This is a genomic window from Mucilaginibacter sp. RCC_168 (assembly GCF_041355315.1).
Lineage (GTDB): Bacteria > Bacteroidota > Bacteroidia > Sphingobacteriales > Sphingobacteriaceae > Mucilaginibacter.
Map to the genome: position 1 here is coordinate 243,458 of NZ_JBFUPN010000007.1, position 21,345 is coordinate 264,802.

19 protein-coding genes are annotated in these 21,345 nt (G+C 40.5%); 4 read left to right on the forward strand and 15 right to left on the reverse strand.

The window, feature by feature from the left end:
- Window positions 1–21 precede the first annotated feature (21 nt).
- The gene (locus AB6735_RS08645) at window positions 22–1,242 is read right to left on the reverse strand and encodes a molybdopterin molybdotransferase MoeA (RefSeq protein WP_370995529.1); all 1,221 of its coding nucleotides are present in this window, start codon (window positions 1,240–1,242) and stop codon (window positions 22–24) included.
- A 126-nt stretch (window positions 1,243–1,368) separates the two neighbouring features.
- A complete protein-coding gene (gene moaA / locus AB6735_RS08650; protein ID WP_370995530.1) occupies window positions 1,369–2,370 on the reverse strand; it encodes a GTP 3',8-cyclase MoaA in 1,002 nt (333 codons plus the stop codon).
- Between the two features lie 165 nt (window positions 2,371–2,535).
- On the opposite strand from moaA, the gene AB6735_RS08655 reads away from it, so the two are divergent.
- Window positions 2,536–3,147 carry an NTP transferase domain-containing protein gene (locus AB6735_RS08655; protein WP_370995531.1) on the forward strand — a complete coding sequence of 204 codons (612 nt, stop codon included), beginning with the start codon at window positions 2,536–2,538 and terminating at the stop codon, window positions 3,145–3,147.
- 146 nt (window positions 3,148–3,293) lie between these two features.
- Here AB6735_RS08655 and AB6735_RS08660 read toward each other — a convergent pair whose 3' ends face one another.
- From AB6735_RS08660 to AB6735_RS08685, 6 genes are all read right to left on the reverse strand, one after another.
- The gene (locus AB6735_RS08660; RefSeq protein WP_370995532.1) at window positions 3,294–4,478 is read right to left on the reverse strand and encodes a redoxin family protein; all 1,185 of its coding nucleotides are present in this window, start codon (window positions 4,476–4,478) and stop codon (window positions 3,294–3,296) included.
- 135 nt (window positions 4,479–4,613) lie between these two features.
- Window positions 4,614–5,678, reverse strand: a complete 1,065-nt coding sequence (locus tag AB6735_RS08665) for an aldose epimerase family protein (RefSeq protein ID WP_370995533.1) — start codon at window positions 5,676–5,678, stop codon at window positions 4,614–4,616.
- A 157-nt stretch (window positions 5,679–5,835) separates the two neighbouring features.
- Window positions 5,836–6,891, reverse strand: coding sequence for a UDP-glucose--hexose-1-phosphate uridylyltransferase (locus tag AB6735_RS08670; protein ID WP_370995534.1), 1,056 nt, complete (start codon window positions 6,889–6,891; stop codon window positions 5,836–5,838).
- Window positions 6,892–7,354: 463 nt separating this feature from the next.
- On the reverse strand, window positions 7,355–8,224 hold the full coding sequence (locus AB6735_RS08675) for an HAD-IIA family hydrolase (RefSeq protein ID WP_370995535.1): 870 nt from the start codon (window positions 8,222–8,224) through the stop codon (window positions 7,355–7,357).
- 157 nt (window positions 8,225–8,381) lie between these two features.
- Window positions 8,382–9,419, reverse strand: coding sequence for a hypothetical protein (locus AB6735_RS08680; protein WP_370995536.1), 1,038 nt, complete (start codon window positions 9,417–9,419; stop codon window positions 8,382–8,384).
- A gap of 76 nt (window positions 9,420–9,495) precedes the next feature.
- Window positions 9,496–10,854: a glutamine synthetase family protein gene (locus AB6735_RS08685; protein ID WP_370995537.1), complete on the reverse strand. Its 1,359-nt coding sequence runs from the start codon at window positions 10,852–10,854 to the stop codon at window positions 9,496–9,498.
- A gap of 118 nt (window positions 10,855–10,972) precedes the next feature.
- Between AB6735_RS08685 and AB6735_RS08690 the strand changes: the two genes are divergently transcribed.
- A complete protein-coding gene (locus tag AB6735_RS08690) occupies window positions 10,973–11,368 on the forward strand; it encodes a gamma-glutamylcyclotransferase (protein ID WP_370995538.1) in 396 nt (131 codons plus the stop codon).
- A 19-nt stretch (window positions 11,369–11,387) separates the two neighbouring features.
- On the opposite strand, the gene AB6735_RS08695 is transcribed toward AB6735_RS08690, so the two are convergent.
- The 3 genes from AB6735_RS08695 to AB6735_RS08705 all read right to left on the reverse strand — a co-directional run bounded on the left by AB6735_RS08695 (window position 11,388) and on the right by AB6735_RS08705 (window position 14,500).
- Complete coding sequence (locus tag AB6735_RS08695; protein ID WP_370995539.1) at window positions 11,388–12,077, reverse strand: class I SAM-dependent methyltransferase; 690 nt, start codon at window positions 12,075–12,077, stop codon at window positions 11,388–11,390.
- 134 nt (window positions 12,078–12,211) lie between these two features.
- Window positions 12,212–13,222 (reverse strand): glutamine synthetase beta-grasp domain-containing protein, encoded by a 1,011-nt coding sequence (locus tag AB6735_RS08700; protein ID WP_370995540.1) that lies wholly within the window; start codon window positions 13,220–13,222, stop codon window positions 12,212–12,214.
- A gap of 558 nt (window positions 13,223–13,780) precedes the next feature.
- Window positions 13,781–14,500: an RluA family pseudouridine synthase gene (locus AB6735_RS08705; RefSeq protein WP_370995541.1), complete on the reverse strand. Its 720-nt coding sequence runs from the start codon at window positions 14,498–14,500 to the stop codon at window positions 13,781–13,783.
- Between the two features lie 249 nt (window positions 14,501–14,749).
- Between AB6735_RS08705 and AB6735_RS08710 the strand changes: the two genes are divergently transcribed.
- Window positions 14,750–14,980: a hypothetical protein gene (locus tag AB6735_RS08710; RefSeq protein WP_370995542.1), complete on the forward strand. Its 231-nt coding sequence runs from the start codon at window positions 14,750–14,752 to the stop codon at window positions 14,978–14,980.
- A gap of 103 nt (window positions 14,981–15,083) precedes the next feature.
- On the opposite strand, the gene AB6735_RS08715 is transcribed toward AB6735_RS08710, so the two are convergent.
- The 4 genes from AB6735_RS08715 to gatB form a co-directional block, all read right to left on the reverse strand.
- Window positions 15,084–16,025: a hypothetical protein gene (locus AB6735_RS08715; RefSeq protein ID WP_370995543.1), complete on the reverse strand. Its 942-nt coding sequence runs from the start codon at window positions 16,023–16,025 to the stop codon at window positions 15,084–15,086.
- 85 nt (window positions 16,026–16,110) lie between these two features.
- Entirely contained in the window at window positions 16,111–16,800 is a 690-nt protein-coding gene (locus AB6735_RS08720; RefSeq protein WP_076373414.1) for a response regulator transcription factor, read from the reverse strand.
- A 97-nt stretch (window positions 16,801–16,897) separates the two neighbouring features.
- Window positions 16,898–18,022: a redoxin domain-containing protein gene (locus tag AB6735_RS08725; protein ID WP_370995544.1), complete on the reverse strand. Its 1,125-nt coding sequence runs from the start codon at window positions 18,020–18,022 to the stop codon at window positions 16,898–16,900.
- A 104-nt stretch (window positions 18,023–18,126) separates the two neighbouring features.
- Window positions 18,127–19,596, reverse strand: a complete 1,470-nt coding sequence (gene gatB, locus AB6735_RS08730; RefSeq protein WP_370995545.1) for an Asp-tRNA(Asn)/Glu-tRNA(Gln) amidotransferase subunit GatB — start codon at window positions 19,594–19,596, stop codon at window positions 18,127–18,129.
- 339 nt (window positions 19,597–19,935) lie between these two features.
- On the opposite strand from gatB, the gene AB6735_RS08735 reads away from it, so the two are divergent.
- A complete protein-coding gene (locus AB6735_RS08735) occupies window positions 19,936–21,042 on the forward strand; it encodes a fatty acid desaturase (RefSeq protein WP_370995546.1) in 1,107 nt (368 codons plus the stop codon).
- Window positions 21,043–21,345: the final 303 nt, after the last annotated feature.

Consider the following 21,345-nt stretch of genomic DNA (forward strand, 5'->3'; position numbering starts at 1 on the left):
TGAAAAATCATGAAATCTTGTTCAGAATCTTAACACCCTGAATGCTTCTCCGACCTTAAAATCAGTCCTCTCCAGTGGCAATTCTAAAAAGGCGTCGGTATCTGCTAAGTTAGCAAAATCACCCGAACCATTTCCTTCAATTGGCCAGGCCATCAGTTTACCTTGCGGGTTGCTTTGCAGCTTTACCTGTAAAAAATATTGCAAGGGCGGTTTGAACTGAAAATCCTTAGCTAAAACTGCATAAACGGATGATTGTTCTGTCAAATTTAAAGTAGTCCTTAACCAGTTTAAAAAGTATTTGTGCAGACACATAAATGTGGCTACAGGATTACCTGGAAAAGCAAAAACAAGAGCCCCATTTGCATGTACACCAAACCAAAAAGGTTTGCCGGGACGCTGGGCCACTTTATGAAAGATCTTTTTTACGGCCGAATCTTCGAGCGCCTGGGGGATGTAATCAAACTTACCCATAGATATACCGCCACTGAGCAATAATACATCATAATTTTGCAGACAATGCTGTATTTGCTGACGGGTAATTTCGGGATCATCGGGGATATGGATCATGTCTGGCTGCAGTCCCTGCTCCTGCAATACCGCTTTTATGGTATAGCCGTTTGATTTCCGGATCTGGTATGGAGCGGGCGTTTGGTCAACCGCCACCAGTTCATCGCCCGATGATATGATCACCACCCTGGGTAATTTCTTCACCAGCAAGTGTGTTTTACCTACAGATGCAGCTAAACCAATAATAGCAGGTGTGATTATTTGCCCTATAGATGCTAATACATCCCCTTCTCTCTTATCTGCCCCTTGCAGGTGCAGGTTTTGCCCTTTTTTGATATCCTGTACTTTTACCAAGGCCCGGCCATTGCTTATTTCCACATCTTCATAGCGGATCACCGTATCTACAGAAACTGGCAATACCGCACCCGTCATAATCTCAATACATTCCTCCGGATGAGTAATAGCAACAGGTTCATCACCGGCTGCCTGGGTTGCTTTGATATTAAAGGTAAGGATGCGGTTTATAATAGACTGATAATTAACAGCTATACCGTCCATCGTAACCCTGTTAAAGGGAGGCAGGTCACGGTCGGCTTTTATGGCTTCGGCCAGTACACGACCTACAGTTTGCTCAAACGGTAAGCTTTCGGTACCATAATCTCTTAATTGCGCCAGTATCAGCTTTTCAGCTTCTTCAACGGTAGTGAGCAGGGAGTGGTGAGCTGAGAATGTCATGCCTGAGCTTAAAATTATCTAAATAGTTTTTACATTTTTCACTAAATTGTTTGCCATATTCACTCACCACTCACCACTCACCACTCACCACTCACCACTCACCACTCACCACTCACCACTCACCACTCACCCCCCTATAGTCGCCATAGATTCATGTATACCCGGATGTATTACCCGCTTGCGCTCGGCCTCCCAGCCATCTTTAGCCCGGTGATTAATGGCGTTTAGTAATACAGCCTGTAATTCATCATCACCGGTGCCGGCACGCATCATATTTTTTATATTCAATTCTCCATCATCATATAAACAGGTTTTCAATTCGCCTTGCGGGGTTATCCTTATGCGGTTACAGGTACCGCAAAACGTGCGCGAATATGCTGCAATAATCCCTACCGTACCCTGATGACCGGGTATCTGATAGTTATAAGCCGTTGAATATGATGGATCTGGTAATTTCTGGATCTGTGGATATTGACTTTTGATCTCCTCCAATATGCGGATATAATCCCATTGCAGGCCGGTATAAATATGACCATCGCCATTAAAAGGCATTTCTTCTATAAAACGCACGCTTACCGGCAGCTCTTTGGTCATTTGCACCAGGGGGATAATATCCTGTGTGTTTTTACCATCCATTACCACTGCGTTTATTTTTACTTCGATGCCATGTTTCAGCAAAGCATCAAGCGTTGTCATTACGTTTGCAAATTCGTCGCGGCGGGTAATGGTAAAAAAACGGTTGGCATCCAGCGTGTCCAGGCTCAAATTAACCGACCGTACCCCTATCCTTTTCAGTTCGGAAACATGTGGTGCGGTTAATACGCCATTGGTAGTAAGGCTCAGCTCTTTGAGGCCATCCAATTGCGATATGGCGGTGAGCAGTTGCATGATATCCTTGCGTACAAAAGGTTCGCCCCCGGTGATCCGGATCTTTTCGATACCCATTTTTACCAGCAGGCTGCAGCCACGCAACATTTCCTCGTAGCTCATCAACTCCGTACGCGAAAGCCAGTGCAAACCCTCCTCAGGCATGCAATAAAAGCAACGCAGATTACATTTATCTGTTACCGCAAGGCGCAGGTAATTAATCTTCCGGCCATGATTATCGATGAGCAATGAACCATTCATATATAAAAGTAACCACACAGGTTATATACCGTAAAAGTAAATATTCCAAATGGCCCTTATGTTTTTTAAATGTATTTTTTGAGGTGCGTAATTGTGGATCTCAAGCACAGCGCCATTATTGATACTTTTGATTTATATTTACTTGAATACAAAGTTAAACCAATTGTGAAAGAACCACAGGATTTTGTGCAGATCGGACTCATCATATTAGCGGCGGGTTCATCAAGTCGTTTGGGAACTCCCAAACAGAACCTGGTTTACCAGGGGCAAACGCTATTACAGCGCGCCATTCAAACAGCGCTTACTTCGGTGTGCCATGAAAATGTGGTGGTGATACTGGGAGCCAATGAAGGAATAATACGCCCGGGCATATCTGATCAGCTGGTGCATATTGCCTACAACACGCTCTGGCAGGAGGGCATGGCATCATCCATACGATTAGGTATAACCGAATTGTTAAGTATACAACCATTAATAACAGGCGCCATATTAATGCTGTGCGATCAGCCCTTTGTTGATCCGCTGCTGATATATCAACTCACCGAAAAAAAGGCTGAAACAGACTTTGGCATCATCGCCTGCGCTTATCGTGAATCGCTTGGTGTGCCGGTGTTATTCGACGCATCCTACTTCCCTCAATTATTAATGCTGCAAGGCAAGGAAGGGGCCAAAAAACTGATCAAAACTTTCCCAAATGATGTGGCGCAAATAGCGTTTCCGCTGGGAGCTATTGATATTGACACTCTTGAGGATTATGAACGGCTGCATGGACATTGATGCTTTCTATTGTCCAATTAACATTAATCCACAACGTCATTGCGATAGCGTGGCAATCCCCGATTTGCAGAGCGGCTCTGTATAGCTTAAAGATTGCTTCGTTCCTCGCAATGACGCTCTGGAAAATGATTTTTACAATCTCATTCTTATTTATAAAGTACTAAAAAATCAACTTTGCGTGTAGCCTTTTCTAAAGACAGTCCCATATTACTTAGTATGATTGTTAAACTCTCCGGTTTTTCAGGTTGAAATGAAAACTTAATATCAAAAAATTCCTTATTCTGAGTTTCATCAATAACGGGCAGTTTTCCAGTTCCGAAACCTTCTAAATAACCAGCAAAATCAGCCATGGTGATGCGTTGCTGATCTATCTCACCATGCATAGATCCATAGGTCCGCCTGCCTGACGTATTAAGAGGTATTGTTTTAAATTTATCCTTATTGGTAACTTTTAAAACGTAAACATCTTTTGTTTGAGGCTCAATTTTCGCCTGCAGGTCAAATCTTTTGGAAAGTTCCTTTTGCAGCGTTGGCAACAAATCTTTTTTATCGGGCACAATTAGATCAACGCAATATAAGGGCCCATTATTTTTTTCACCTGTTTTATCAATAGTACGGCCGTAAGGAAAATTATGATAAGCCATACGGTATAACGAGTTGAGCGAGAGGTTAAGGCAGGTAAATCTGCGGCCTTTAAAAACACTATCCTGTAAATAAGTTGCACTGAAGCTCCCCGCCCCTTTCATTTCAGCCTGCATTACAAACCTGCTTTTTACCGTATCGGCAGCGAAAAAGTATTTTTTAATAATATCCGGAGGTGTAAGTAAAATTTCCTTCTTTTCGACAAGGTGTACCTCCTTTTGTTGTAATAAGCTGTCTATAACTAATGCAGTTATCGATTCAGGGGTTGTATTAGCAATTAACTTTCCATCTGGTGAAATAACCACGGTGTGTGGGATTACCCGGTGAGGAAACACCTGGGTAATCAACTCCCCTGTATCCATAGCAAACCATAAGTTTGATGGTCTGGAATTTAAAAACTGCCTGATCCTTGCTTCTTTTTCATCTGTAACAGTAATTATCTGGATTTTATTACGATACTTAGTTTGCAATTGCACTAAATGCCGCATTGCCTCAACACAGGGGCTGCACCAGGTTGCCCAAAACTCTATTAAAACTATTTTCCCTTTTAACTTACCTAAGGTGGCGCTTTTTACAGGTGCATTTAATAATTGAAATTTGATATCGGGTACAACATCGCCGGTTTTAACCTGACCAAAAGCGTAATCTATAAAAAGAATAAATGACAAGGAGAGGATTAGTTTTTTCATACTATTGTTTAGATAAATCCCTAACGCTGTTTCACTTAAAATATTTGTGATTAAGCCACTTTTAACCTTATTTAACAAACAGGGCCTTTACCTATCTGGCAAAGACCCTGTTTTATATTAAGTAAAAACTTAAGCTTATTTAACTACCGAAAATTTATATAACGATTGTGTTTTATAAGTTTGCCCTGGTTTAAGCTCTGTTGAAGGAAACTGAGGCTGATTTGGTGAATCAGGATAGTGTTGTGTTTCCATAGCGAATGAGGTGCGGAACTCATCTTTGATACCCCGTTTCATCACGTTTTTGGCCTGCATAAAGTTACCGCTGTAAAACTGTAAGCCAGGTTCCTCGGTAAATACTTCCATTTTTATGCCGCTCTTGTCGCCAATTACAGTAGCAATAGGCGTTTTTATATCGTGTTTGTTTAGCACAAAGTTATGATCATACCCTTTACCGTCTTTTAGCTGTACGTTATTATCATTAATGCGTTTGCCGATGGTTTCTGGTTTCGTGAAATCAAATGGCGTGCCTTTTACGCTTTCTATTTTACCTAAAGGTATCAGGGTCGAATCAACCGGTACGTAGTTATCGGCATCAATCTGTACCAAATGATCAAGTATGGTACCGCTGCCTTCGCCATTCAGGTTAAAAAAGGCATGATTGGTTAAGTTTACAACTGTATTTTTATCGGTTGTGGCTTCATACACCGCTTTAAATTCATTGTCATTTGTTAAACTATAGGTAACTTTTACGTTCAGGTTGCCCGGAAAACCTTCTTCCATATCTTTTGACAGGTAAGTAAATTCTACTGTTGATGAATCAATTTGTTTACCATCCCATACAACGCTCTGATAGCCATTTTTACCACCATGCAGCGTATTTGGCGGATTATTAATAGATGATTGATATTCTTTACCATCAATTTTAAACTTGCCTTTGGCGATGCGGTTACCATACCTGCCAATAGTAGCACCGTAATAAGGTTCGGTTGACTTTTCAAAACCTTCTACACTTTCAAACCCCAGCACTACATCAGTCAGCTTCCCATTTTTATCAGGAACCAGCAGGCTCACAATACGGCCGCCATAGTTGGTAAAAGTAGCGGTGATGCCGTTTTTATTTTTAAGCGTGTACAAATGTGTTTGTTTTCCATCGATTGTTTTTTCGAAGGCAGAAGCGGGTGTTTGGGTGCTATCCGTCATAGTTGTTTTTTTCTTGTCAGATGATTGATTACAGGCCGCCAAAGATACGCATGCCGGTAACATGATTAGTAAGAGTTTTTTTGATAAATGTCTCATAGTTTCATAGGTACTTGGTTTATATCAGTTTGTTTGGTTGGCCTAAATTAATATTTTTTGCTTATCCCTTAACTTTATAATGCACTTCGCTCAAATTTCGTAACCTATCGGCAGCAAACTCGGCGGTGATATCGCGCTGTGGGTTGGCCAGCATCTCATACCCTACCATGAACTTTTTAACCGTAGCCGAGCGTAATAAAGGCGGATAAAAGTGCATATGCCAGTGCCAGTACGGATGATCGCCCATGTTTACAGGCGATTGGTGCATACCTGCTGAATACGGAAATGAGGTCTCGAACATATTATCATATCTTACCGTCAATCGTTTGATAGCATCAGCAAGCGCTGTTTTTTCGTCATCAGTAAAATAAAGCAGACTGGTGATATGCCTTTTGCTCACAATCATGGCTTCATAAGGCCAAACCGCCCAAAAAGGAACCAGCACTACAAAATGTTCGTTCTCAAAAATAATACGTTCCTGTTTTTTTAATTCCAGTTGCAGGTAATCACCAAGCAGGCTTCGGCCTTTTTGTTCAAAGTGGGTTTTCTGCTGTTGAGTTTCCTTAGCCACCTCAACCGGGATACTGTTTTGTGCCCAGATCTGTCCATGCGGATGCGGGTTGCTGCAACCCATAATATCACCTTTGTTCTCGAATATCTGGATGTGTTTTATCCAGGGATAAGTAGTAAGCTCCTGATATTCGGTTTGCCAAACATCAACTACTTTCCTGATGTCGGCGGTTTCCATTTCGGGTAATGTGAGGTCATGCCGGGGCGAAAAGCTGATCACCCGGCATATACCACGCTGACTGTTAGCCACCAAAAGTTCATCATCATTCAATCCGCCATCCGGAGTGTTTAACAATAATGACGAATAATCATTGGTAAAAACGTAGCTGGCTTTGTACTCCGGGTTTTCACTGCCATCTGCCCTTTTGTTACCGGGACATAAATAACAATTTGGGTCATACGGAGGTCGCTGATCGGCTTGAGCAGCTTCTACCTTACCCTGCCATGGGCGCTTAGTGCGGTGCGGCGATACCAATATCCAGTCGCCGGTTAAAATATTCAAACGACTATGCGGATGTTCTTTCAGGTCAAAGTTTTCGTTGTTCATCACGTTTAATTAATTCAGGTTTTTGGGTGCTGAGGCACCGGGCATGGGGTTAAATGCCCTTGTTGAACCAAAAGTAAAAAAACAAATGTTAAGTTTACATTTAAAAATAAAATTTATTTGTCAGATAGACATTTTTATCTTTTTTAATATATTCCAGGAGACGCAATTATGCGCCTCTACGTAAAATTTGGAGATATACCGCGCTGTTCGAAATCTCTGACTTCGAACGCTTATGCCAGTAGTCTTAGACTACCGGTTTTGAAAATCACCATTGGGCGCCGACTATTGGCGCAAGTCTTGTGTTTGGGATAGTGGGTTGATGACTTGTGCTTGTTCGTCGTCATAAGCACAAGTCATCACCCCACCGGCAACGCACAAGACTTGCGCTAAAGAAGGGGTAGTTCAAAATGAAAGACCTCTGATAGGAATAAATCCCACTATGTTTAGGGATTATGCGGAGAGACTAAAAGCCAAGTTCACCAAACTCTACCACTGCCGAGTCGCAGATATAGGTGGGCACTATGCCTGTAGCGTTAATGCGGTTGTCGGCATCCACAGCCTGGGTATTACCAGAGAGTACCAGCACCGTATCCAGCCCGAATTTGTTACCACCGAGGATATCGGTTTGCAGGGTGTCACCAACCATTACAATATCCTTTTTGCTGATAGGGCCCTGATCGCGCAGCAGATCATAAGCAAACATAAACATCTGTGAGTCGGGCTTACCAAAACGTATAAACTCCTTACCTACTATTTTCTCCACCATACTGGCTAAACCGCCTATGGCTATAGATACATCATGTTTGGTTACCGGGTAAGCGTGATCTGTATTGGCCACAATGACAGGGATGGGACGTTTGCGTAAAATATTGACGGTCTTGTTCAGATCCTCAAACCAGTTAAAACCTTCATCATCCAAAAACACCAGGGCGTTTACTTTATCAATATTAGAGGCGTCAACCTGACTCACCGGCAGGGTATGCAGGCCAGAACTATCAATGTAATGCGCAGAATCAAGCGTACCTAAATAGGCCACTATCCCATCATTCACCTTCAGGTCAAGATAATCCTTGGTCAACATCCCGGAGGATATAATATGATCGGGCGTGATGGCATGCAACCCTTTGATCTGGTACGATTCCGCCAGTTGGGCGGGGCTCCTCGAGGCATCGTTGGTTACTATATAATATTCCTTCTGCTGCTCTTCCAGGTAAGCAAAGGTGCGCTCAATACCAGGCAGCAAACCGTTATAGTTCTTTAGCACACCAAAAGCATCAAAAAAAACAACTTTATACCTGTCAATAATGGATTTAAAGTTATCTATTCTGTTCATGCCCCGGGATAATTATTGAATTATTGATTTAGTGATTTATCTGCCCTGATATGTAAAAAATCTTTATAACCGTTATTAGTATCAAGTATCATGACAATTGTTTTCCCACAAATTCCTTCAAGCATCTTGATACTTGATACTAACTACTTGATACTAATTATTTCAATTTTAGCGCTTCAATGATTTTTTCGGCATCAAAATCCCGATCAACCGACGGAAGATAAACATTAAATGCTTCGGCCTGTAATTTTTCGGCATATTGTTCGCTAAAAAAGTGTTTGCCATCCTTAATTACATAATTCAGGATAAAAAACCGGTAGGCTTCTTTCATAAACCTGATCTCATCGGCGGTAAGCGGATTTACTTTATGATATTCTTTCAGGAAAATGATAAATCGGTCTTCCATCATGGTATTGATCACATAACTGAATACCGTACGATCGCCAATATCAGATACTACCCGGCTAAAAAAGTAAAAATCGAGCACACGATAACTCATCCTGAACCAGTCGTAGTCCCAGCGGGAATACAACTCCAGATTCGGGGTGACTGAGAAGTTGCCGATATTCCAATCAATAAATACCGGAATGATCTCAAATGAGCTCATGTTATATTTTGAGCGGTTCTTGAGGAAAGTTTCGCAATGGTACTTCAAAAAATCAGCCTGCATGGCTGTACCAAACTGCTTTTCATCGGCTTCCAATTGATGCTGCAGGGCGGATATATCGGTACGCAGGGTTTTTGATGATTTGGGCAATACGTTCTTTACCCTCGAACAGGCCTTATGGAACTTACCCACCTGCTGGCCCAGCTTCTTGATGTGATTTTCATCAAGCCGGCGCGGCAAACGTTGTAATATACGTGTAGGATTATAAAATACTACCCAGGCATCTGTTTTACCATGTTTGTAATGATAAATATAAACCCGGTTATTTTTCAACAGCGAACGGGCCAATAAATTCTCGAACGGATAAAGCAGGTTATTGGCCAGGGTTTGAATAATGCGGTGATCTTCTTTAAAATGCTCAAACTTGCCAAAGTAGGATAGCTTGGCAATAATGATATCATCGTCATCAAAAGTGATGCGATAAACGTGGTTGGTTGATACCATGGCACTGATATCTTCAATATGCTTAATGGTTTTTGAAGAATCATAACCTTCCCAGGCTTTGCGTACAATTAAAGAAAAATCCATTCTGATGGTTTATTTGAAATTTGCGGGTGCAATATTAAACAAATTGTATCATCTTTTATATGGATATCAAACGGACTTATATAATCTCAAAGTATCTTTTCAGCTCCCAGTCAGTTACATGTTTAATGTACTGACGGTGCTCCCACAGGCGGGTTTGCGTAAAATGCTCCACAAAGCCTTCGCCAAAAAGCTCTTTGGCTATAGGTGAATTTTGCATCATTACAGACGCATCATGCAAGTTGGCAGCCAATACCCCATTCTTTTTATCCTGGTAGCCATTGCCTATAGTTTGAGGGATATTCAGCTTCATTTTGTTTTTTATGCCATACAAACCCGAAGCCAGTGCAGCCGCCATAGCCAGGTAAGGATTAGTATCTGAACCTGGTATGCGGGTTTCCAGGCGGGTATACGCTGGTGTGGTATTGATCACCCGGAGCGCCGTAGTGCGGTTTTCCACCCCCCAGGTAATGGTGGTTGGCGCCCAGGCACCCTCAACAAGGCGCTTGTAACTATTAATGGTTGGGGCGTACATGGGCAGTATATGAGGCAGGCAATACAATTGCCCGGCCAGGTACTGTTTATGCAGATCGCTCATTTTATGTTCATCGGCGGCATCATGAAACAGATTTTCGCTTTTATCTTTTGTCCATAAACTTTGGTGTATGTGACCGCTGCAACCGGGTAAATTTTCGTTCCACTTGGCCATAAATGAGGCCATAATGCCATGCTTATAGGCAATTTCTTTTACCGCTGTTTTAAACAAGGTTGCCTTATCAGCAGCGCTTAAAACCTCGTCATGTGCTATGGCAGCTTCGTATACCCCCGGACCGGTTTCGGTATGCAGGCCTTCAATGGGGATATTGAACTGGGTAAGCAGGTTAAACAGATCATAATAAAAAGCACTGTTTTCTGATGTGCGCAGGATAGAATAACCGAACATACCCGGTGTAAGGGTATTGATATTGGTAAAGTTTTTATCGTTGATAGACTGCGGTGTTTCCCTGAAATTGAACCACTCAAACTCCTGGGCAAACTCGGCATGATAACCCATATCTACACATTGTTTGGCAATGTGTTTCAGCAAGCTGCGCGGACAGGCGGGCAAATCATCACCATTGGGATTACTATAGTCAGCCAGGAAAAAAGGGATATTATCCTGCCAGGGAACATTACGCAAGGTAGAAAGATCTATGCGGCAAAGCTTATCCGGGTAGCCGGTATGCCAGCCAGTAAGCTGTACATTATCATAACAAACATCGCTGCTATCCCAGCCAAAAACCACATCGCAAAAGCCATAGCCACTTTGCAAACCATCGATGAATTTTTTAGGGTGAATTACTTTACCCCGCAAAATGCCATCTATATCGGCAAAAGCGAATTTTATCTTCTGTATTTTATTCTCTTCTATATATGCTTTAATCTGTTCTTCGTTCATGATATAATTGTAAAGGCAGGTTACCTTAGCAAGATAACCATTAATGGTGTAAACATAAAAAAATGCCCAGTGTGTTTACACAATTTGATACGAATTTGCCCTTACCTTTGTTTGCAGTATGAAACCTATTTGTCCGCGTTTATTTGTTTACGGCACCCTGCTTGACAGCGCCAACAGCTATGGAGCATATCTGCAGCAACACTGTACCCTGCTGCAAATCGGAAAGTTTAGAGGAAAGCTTTATGACGCGGGTGAATATCCTGCAGCTATTATAGATACCAACATTGACCAATATGTTCAGGGATCCATTTACGTGATGGATGAACCCGGAAAAATTTTGGCTTTTATTGATGACTATGAGGGTTTTGGCGATGATCAGGAGCAACCTAATTTATTTGTCAGAGAATTAACCACCATTGAAACCAGTTCAGGAATGATTGAATGCTGGGTTTATGTTTACAATTTTCCGGTTGATGGTTTGTTGTTGATAAAATCGGGAAATTATAGGCTTTAATGAAGCTTGCGGCTGCTCTTCATTTTTTTACAGCCCAAATATAGCCCCGCCTGCTTTTAAATTTCGCATCGTCATGTGGGCGCCTTTCTATAGCTTCGAATATATTAAACCCGGTTTCATAAAGTAACGCCACGATATCATCTGTTTTAAAGTAGTATAAATCAATATCTACCTCTTTGTCATGAGCTTTATCATAATGAAGTATTTCATCTCCTACGTGAAATGAAAGTAAAAATTCTCCTCCCGTTTTTAATACCCTACTTATTTCTCCGAAGCATTTTTTGATTTCGTCACTACTAAAATGCACTATCGCATAAAATGCAAGTACACTTCCAAGGGCTCCGGGCGGATAATCGATATTCAGCAAGTCGCCGGTTTCAAATTTAATTTGAGGCGAAAGCTTACGGGCGGCGCTCACCATCGCTGGTGACAGATCAATGCCGACTATATCTTTTAAGCCATTATCGTACAGAAACCTTGTAGTTTGTCCAGGTCCACAACCAAAGTCGGCACATAGTCCTTTGTCTTTATTTACGGCTGTAAATTCCTTTAATAACAAGGTGTCCAAATGTTTTTTGGAAAGTTCGTCCCAACGATCAGCCGCATAGTCGTCGGCCACTGTATTGTAGCAGTGCAATACTTTTTCCTGTGAATTCATCTTAATTCTTGATTTTCCAATATTAATTGGATGATGTAAGGATACTTCCAAAAGTAAATTGTTTATCGAACTTCTCCAAGCTATGGCAAAATCGATCGGTGCAACCGATAATAGAGCTACTCCAAAAAAAATCCCCCGGCTTTTTGAGCCGGGGGATCAGAATAATTAAAATATTTAAGAGGGGCTTAAACTTTCGCTGATTTTACAGTTTTGATGATTACCGCAGCTACTTTGTATGGATCGGCAGCTGAGTTAGGGCGACGATCTTCCAGGTAACCACTCCAGTTATGATCAACTGCATAAAGTGGAATACGGATAGAAGCACCACGATCAGATACACCATAGCTAAAATCATGGATTGATGCAGTTTCGTGTTTACCGGTTAAACGTTGATCGTTATCAGCACCATAAACAGCGATACATTCTTTTACTGCCGGACGGAACGCTTCGCAAACTGCCTCAAATTTCTCTTTGCTGTTTGCTGTACGTAATAATGTGTTTGAGAAGTTAGCGTGCATACCAGAACCATTCCAGTCTAACTGACCTAATGGTTTGCAATGCCAGTTGATGGCAACACCGTAGCTTTCACCAATTCTTTCTAACAGATAACGGGCAACCCAGATTTGGTCACCAGCTTCTTTAGCGCCTTTAGCAAAGATCTGGAATTCCCACTGACCTGCAGCTACTTCGGCGTTGATACCTTCAACATTTAAACCAGCTTCTAAACAAGCATCTAAGTGTTCTTCAACAATTTCGCGACCGAAAGCGTTGTTTGCACCTACTGAACAGTAGTATGGGCCTTGCGGACCTGGGTAACCACCTGCCGGGAAACCAAGAGGTTTATCGGTTTTAGGATCCCATAAAAAGTATTCCTGCTCAAAACCAAACCAGAAATCGTTATCATCATCCTGAATAAGAGCACGACCGTTTGATTCGTGTGGTTTACCGGTTGAGTCTAACACTTCGCACATTACCAGGTGAGCATCTTTTCTTTGTGGATCAGGAACTGTAAAAACCGGTTTCAGGATACAATCAGATGAGCCACCTGGTGCTTGTTCTGTTGATGAACCATCAAAGCTCCAGTTATCTAAATCTTCAACTTTACCGCTGAAGCTTTTAACAATTTTAGTTTTGCTGCGCAGGCTTTGTGTTGGTTTATACCCATCAAGCCAAATGTACTCAAGTTTAGTTGCCATTTTTAAGTTAGTTTGTAAAATTTATGGTTCTAATAATAGTTTATCTGTTGTTTTGACTAATTATCAAGGCGAATTTAAATTATTTTTATAAAAATCATTATAAAATTGTGAATTTTTTATAAATTTTTTCAACAAATCACATTTAAATAGGTCAAATACGTAAAAAATCACAACAACAAAATTGGATTTTACCATTTTCATATTTTTAGAACATCAAATGATATGTTTTTTACCAAAACTGTAAAAAATAAAAAAACAGGATGTCTATATCCCATAAATGGGTATAAAAAGCCTTATACTGTAACTAATTATAAAACTATTTTATTAATAGAATAAAATTAAGACAAGTAGTGGCTATCAATAAAAAGTCAATGGCTTAATTGGGTAAGTGTGTTTCTAAGAGAGTTATCAGTTCTCCAAAATAATACAACCTTATGTGCTTATCCTGCTAAATCCCAACAAGGCCAAGCTCGTGGGTAAAACAATTTCAAATATGCCACAGAGGCCTGGCATAAATTTATGCCCTGTGCAAGAACCCAATATTTATGAGGCTAATTGTTAACTATCAAACTTTTCAAGCTGTTTTAAAAGCGTTTCAAAGTCCTTAGGATATGGCGCATGTATCGTAATCTCCGTTTCAGGATTTATTTTGAAGGTAACCTCATAAGCATGCAAGGCAAAACGTTTCATGATTGGAAGTTCCTCCTGATCTTTACCCAAATGATACTTACGCTTTATTTTTGACAGATAAACCGGTTCGCCTTTATACATCTCATCGCCGGCTATAGATGCCTTTTGAGTAGCCAGGTGTATGCGGATCTGGTGCATCCGCCCGGTAACCGGCCGGCATTCAACCAAAGTGTAATGTTTAAAATATTTTAACGACTGAAACCAGGTTTCGGCCCTTTTGCCATCCTGTCTGCTTATGGTCACGTTACCTTTACCCACATTTAAAATAGGCAGATCAACCAAAAGGTTATCAAAAGTGTGCGTACCATCAATAATGGCATGATAAACTTTTTTAACCTGGCGTTTTTCAAACTGGATGGATACAAAGCGATAAGCTTCGGGATTTTTAGCGATAATAAGTGCTCCTGACGTTTCTTTATCCAGGCGGTGACATATTTGCGCATCTTCTGAATAAGCCTTGGCCAAACGCAGCAAATTAACTTCGCCACCTTCGCGCTCATCCAGCGAACTCAGGAAAGGCGGCTTGTTTACCACAATCACATCATCATTCTCAAACAATATCAGGTCGGCAAATTTCGGAAACTTCATACTTTAAATATAGCCGGCAAAAATACGGTTTATAATTTAAACAGCAGTTACACTTGTTTAGCATAAATGTCATTGCTAATTTGTTGTAAATAAACATTAATCATTTTTGACTGAAAATCTGAGCCAATCATATTTAAGCTATTGCACAGCAAAATATATAAGACAATTAATGAAATAGATTGTAAAATAAATTTTAACTTTAATTGTAATACCTAAATAAATCAATCATTCATAATTAAGAAAAACATCATGAGCACTACACCGAACGAACCAGGAGAAGAAAAAGGTTTTTTTGATAAGATCAAAGAATCTGCCGGAGAATTGTGGGAAAACGCAAAGGATAAGGTTGAAGAGGAATTTGACGAACTAAAGGAAAAAGCCTCAGACTTTACCGGCGACAAAATAAAGGGCATAGTTGATGATTTAGAGACTAAAGCTTCAGATAAAATAAAAGATGTTACCGGTAAAATTACCGGCTAACCCAATCTCTAAAAAAGACAAATAAAAGCGGCCTCATATGTGGCCGCTTTTATTTAATAATATGATGTATTAAATCACGCCAGGTAATTAGTTGCGATGTTAATTAATGTGTTAGCACCGGAGGAAGACTTGGATCGCCTACATGATCAAAAAGCCTGGTTGATACAACTGTTGTTTTATTAACAGCCGCGGTAATATTTGTTAAAGTGATATCTGCAACCCAATGCGGAACAATATCATTTGGTATACTATGATAAGCGCTAATTTTCAATTGAAAAGGGGTTGAATTAGTAAAAATGAGTGTCTTGATTGAATAATTACTGGTACCTAATTTGGAGGCTGGTACAATATTACTCCATCCGTCAGAGCCTTCCGAGCCGACGGCATTAACATCCCCCCCATTTACGTGGAAGGCATTATAAAATGGTGTTTTCTTAATTATAAATAAATCCACACTATAAGCCGAAGCCGAAGGGATAGCATCCTGTATAACGACGTTTAATTGTGCCACGATTCTGTTCAAAGTAATACTTTCGGTATTATCACCGATAACTGTTATAGGGACTTTTTTGTAATAAGTATCCTTTATAGTATAATCTGCAAGACCAGTTGACGCATTATTGTTATTATAGGTCAATACGTCTGTATTTAGAGTAGCTTTTTCCGGAGAAAGCATGTTTACAAAAACAAGCCCTGTTTTGCCGCCTGCAAAAACCAACGTATAATTACCTGCTGGTAAATTAGTGGCGATAGTTCCAAAACCCGCATCTGTTGATAGCTGTTTAATTGTATTTATATTTTTGCCATCGGCATCATAAATACTGCAATATAGCACATCCATTATGCTTGAGGGCGCCACTGTAGTTGTAGTTTTAACTCCTACTGCCGTTTGGCCAACCTTTTCAAAAGCAGTATCGGCCGATGAAAAATCACTTATTTTATAAGTTAGCTTATATGATTTAGTTTCAGGGTTTCCAGAATGATCCTTGGAACAGGAAAAACCTAAAAAACAGGTCACAAATAAAAAAAATAGATATTTTTTCATATATTTTGCAATATATAGTTTTTCATAAAAAAAGTCCAACTAATTTATGATTAGTTGGACCAATATGACGATATATGATAATATACTAAGCTTCAAATTTGTAGCCTACACCTTTAACGGTAGCTACGCAATCATCACCCAATTTTTCACGCAGTTTGCGAATATGCACATCGATGGTACGATTAGTAACCACAACAGAGTCTTCCCAGATATTTTTCAGAATCACTTCACGGGTATATACTTTACCTGGTTTTGATGCTAACAGATAAAGCAATTCGAATTCTTTTTTGGCTAAAACCACCTTAACCCCATCTTTATAAACCAAATATGCTTCGCGATCGATAACCAGGTTACCAATTTCCAATTTATTGTCAGGAGTATCCTCAGCAGGAGCATTGCGGCGCAAAATAGCATTGATACGGCTTACCAAAGCACGAGGCTTTATTGGTTTGGCTATATAATCATCGGCACCTACGTTAAAACCGGCAATTTCAGAATATTCTTCGCTACGGGCGGTTAAAAACACCATAAAGGTATTCTTAAACTCGGGCATGGTACGCATAATGCGACAAGCCTCAATGCCATCCATTTTCGGCATCATGATATCCAGTACGATAAGATCAGGTAGTGATTTTTTTGCTTCAGCAACGGCTTCCTGTCCGTTGCGGGCCAAAAACACCTGATAACCTTCTTTTTTCAGATTATATTCAATCAGTTCTAAAATGTCGGGTTCATCATCAACAATAAGTATTTTCTGTTTTGAAGAGTTGCTCATGGCACGTTAAATTTTTTGTATAAAAGTATACGCTTTACAAAAGCTAAAAGTTAAGTCAATATTAACAAATTGTTAAAGGTTACCTTATATTAACGATTTATTGAGGCTTACTAAATGTTTTGTTTAAAAAAGCTTCAAGATCGGCGCCTGTAATGTTCTTTGCAACTATATTTCCCTGTGGATCAATGATAAAATTTGACGGGATAGCCTCTATATGGTAAAGAGCTTCTGTTGGGCCCTCAAATCCTTTCAGATCTGATCCGTGTGCCCAGGTTAGTTTATCATCATCAATAGCTTTTTTCCAGGCACCGGTCTCTTTATCCAATGATATACCCAGAATGTTAAACCCTCTTGATTTAAAGGCGTTGTATTGTTTTACCACGTTCGGGTTTTCCTGGCGGCACGGCATACACCATGAAGCCCAAAAGTCTATCATTACATACTTACCTTTATAATCAGATAGTTTTACAGGTTTGCCATCAATACCACCGGTTGTAAAATCCGGTGCTTTATGACCAACAGAAACAGGTTTTACCCTTTCCATTTGCTTGATGAATTGCTGAACACCCGGATTATCCTGAAAACTACCTTTAATCTCATCGGCATAAGCTACCAGTTGTGGTTCGTATTTAAATACATCTAATGAAGTAGCCGCGTAAAAACCAGCCAGCGACTTTTTGTTATCGTTTACAAATTTGAGCACGGCAGCACCATAGTCGGCCATATTTTTTTGAAATACGGGCATGTATACTTTAAGCAATGAATCTGATTGCTTGCCCAGGGCCTGTGATTTTTCCTGATATTCGGCAACCACCTTATTGTTTTTTTCGCCGTATAAATTACTGATCTTGTTAAATTCTTTGATCTTGTCAGAATCGTCAGAGCCTGTAATTGTATAAGAATGGGTATTATCTTTCAGATCGGTACTAAAATCTATCTCATCGCCGTTTTTAGCGATCAAATCATAAATGGCATCACCTACACGCAATTTATACAGGTTGGCATAAGGCGCCTGGTGCTTAAACTGAAATTTACCATCCTCGCTCAGTGTGGTTGAATCAACCACCTTTACCTGTGAACTATCAGCCTCCGATAAATAAATTACCTTCAGCGTTGACGGGTTCTTAACAGCGCCTGAAATGGTGAATGCGTCTTTGTTTTTACATGAAAACAAAAAAATGGTTAGTAAAAATATGCCTGATGCAATACTGCGGTTCTTCATTTTATTTTGATTTGAAAATTCGGCCTCACCCTGCCCTCTCCAAAAGAGAGGATTCAAAAAAGCAATTTAAAGTCCTCTCCTTTGAAGAGGATTTAGGTGCGGTTTTATTTTGATTCTAATTCTTTTATCAACAGCTGGTTTGTTTTCTGCGGATCGATCTTGCCTTTGGAGCTTTTCATGATCTCGCCCATAAACAGGCCTAAAACGCCCTTTTTTCCTTTCTGGTATTCCTTAACCTTATCCGGGTATTTGGCAATTGCATCGCGTATAAAGCGACTCACATCATCGGTATCCGTGCTGATCAACAGGTTAAGTTCCTTCGCCAGATCATCGGGGGTTCTGCCCGGTTCTTTGATCATGGCGGGGAATAGTTTGTGCGAAGCTACAGAATTATTTATCACGCCACTGTCAACAAGTTTAATGAGGCCAGCCAAATGCCTGGCTGTAACGCCAAAGTTACCAATGGTGACATTATGATCATTCAAATACGATTTCACGGCTCCCATAAGCCAATTGGCAGCTGCTTTGTAATGATCAGTATGTTTAATCAGTTCTTCGAAATATAGCGCAAGATCGCGCTCAGCGGTTATTACCGAAGCATCGTAGGCCGAAAGACCCAGTTCTTCGACATATTTATGGTACAACTGGTTTGGTAATGCAGGCAAACTCTTCCGGATGTTTTCCAGGTATTGTTCGGTTAGCTTTAGAGGCGGCAAATCGGGTTCCGGGAAATAACGGTAATCATTAGCCATTTCTTTTGAGCGCAGAACAGATGTTTCGCCGGTGTCTGCATTAAAATTTAAGGTATTCTGATCAATATGACCGCCTTGCTCAATGATGTTTACCTGGCGGACAAACTCATGTTCAATAGCGCGCTGTACGTTGCGTATGGAGTTTAGATTTTTCACTTCGCAACGATTACCGTATTCGGTTGCACCATGCAATCTTACGGAAATATTGGCATCGCAGCGCATACTGCCCTCTTCCATATTTCCATCGCAAATATCAAGATAACGGAGTATTTTACGGGTTTCGGTCAAAAACTGACCAGCCTCTTCGGCACTCCGGATATCGGGTTGTGTTACAATCTCGATCAAGGGTACACCTGCCCGGTTCAAATCGATCAATGAATCGGCGTGGTGCTGATCGTGCATACTTTTACCGGCATCCTCCTCCATGTGAATATGGTGAATGGCGATATCTTTTTGTTTACCCTCAGCTAACCTTACAGGCACATATCCGCCCAAACAAACCGGCGCCTGATCCTGTGTGATCTGGTAGCCTTTGGGCAAATCGGCATAGAAATAATTTTTACGGGCAAAGCTGTTATTTAAATTGATAGTGCAATTACAGGCAAGGCCCATTTTTACGGCGTACTCCACCGCTCTCTTATTCAGGAACGGTAATGTGCCCGGATGCCCTAATGATACGGCGCTGATGTGATGGTTAGGTTCGGCACCAAAGGCTGCAGAATCGGCCGAGAATGCTTTACTTAAAGTGGATAGCTGAGCATGTACCTCGAGGCCTACAACCAACTCGTACTTGTCACTTATCCCGTTTGCAAGAACTGTCATAAAATAAAAATTCAGCTATAAATTTTACTGATGTAAGGTCAAATATATAAAAGTTAATACAGTATAAAACATCATTTAACTTTTAAACAATGTGTGCCATATATATTACGCATGCCGTGGCAGCTGTATTATTTAGTAAAACTATTGATTTTGTATAGTTTAAAGGTGGTATCCCCTAAACTTTTTTTAATATCTGAAAATCCACTATTGAAAACATCCTGAACACGATGCAATTATGTCATCAAAAAGTTTAAAAAATAAAAAGTATAAACCAAGCCAATTACTGGCTTGTTAAAACGTAGCCAGCCACTTGCTAAGTAAAGTATAAAACGTTTTTATATGGAAACTGAGAAATTGACCAAACTTGTATTTAAAAAAGCAGGCGACGATGATTTTTTCAAGGAACTGCATAAAGAAGTTCAAACCAATATCCTCGTTAATAAAAACATCCAGCGCCATATTATTTACAAGTCCATTTTTTTAATAGCTCTTTACTTTGCCTTTTACAGTTGCATACTGGTATTGGGCAACGATATCCAATTGCTTTTCCTGTTTTATATTTTAACCGGGCTAACCATGATACTGGTATTTTTTAACGCCTTTCATGATGCCGTGCACGGCGCCGTTTTTAGTACCCGGGCCAGCAACGAAAAGTTGAGCTGTATATTGGAACTTTTTGGCAGCAACAGTTTTATCTGGAAAAAACGCCATCTGTTGTTGCATCATCCCTACCCTAATATGCAGCAATGGGATATCGATGTAAAGCAAAGCGATGTTGTACGTATTTTCCCAGAGAGCAAATGGTTTCAGTTTCACCGCTATCAGCATATTTATATGTGGTTCCTATACTTTTTTTATACCCTGAATTGGCTGCTGATACGTGATTTTAAAGATTTCTTTGGATCGAAGGATAACTACGTGAAACGGATAATTACTATTCCTAAAATTGAATACATTAAACTGTTTGCAGCTAAAATTTCCTACCTGTTTATGATGATAGGTGTACCGGCACTGGTATTAGCACAACCCGCCATCAACGTAATAACTGCCTTTTTGGTGATGCACTTTATTGCCAGTGCCTTTGGGGTAACGGCATTGCTCTCTACCCATGCAGATGAGGACGCCGAATTTCCGATGCCACCCGATGATGGCGTGATCAACACCACATGGGCCATGTACCAGATTAGCAAAACCAAGGATTTTAGTACCCACAACTCAGTGGCCAATTTTCTATTTGGTGGTTTTAACCATCATGTAGCGCACCATTTATTCCCGGCAGTAGCACATACTTATTACCCGTACATCACCCCTATCATCAGGAGATATGCACAGGAGTACCGGTTAAATTACCGGTCGTACCCGCTTGTTGACGCCCTACGATCACACTTTGCGCTGCTTAAAAAGAATGGGAGTGCCGAAAATCTTTTTGTAACCGGCGATCTGTAAAAAAAATTTAATGCGGCTTAAACCTTTGGGGTATTAGTTCGTCTATGAATAAAAACAAGCATTTATATCCCCAATATATATTAACAATTAAAAGACCGTCTATTACGCGGTCTTTTTTTGTTTGGGATAACTTCTTCGCACGTCATTGCGAGGCACGAAGCAATCTCATACTCTACAGAGCGAGCTTTTCGGATTGACCTGCTTATGTAGAGATTGCTTCGTACCTCGATTTCTATGATCTAAGCAACTAATTTGAGATAATTTTTTTCATATTTTCTATTCTGATTTACACAGGAGAAAATA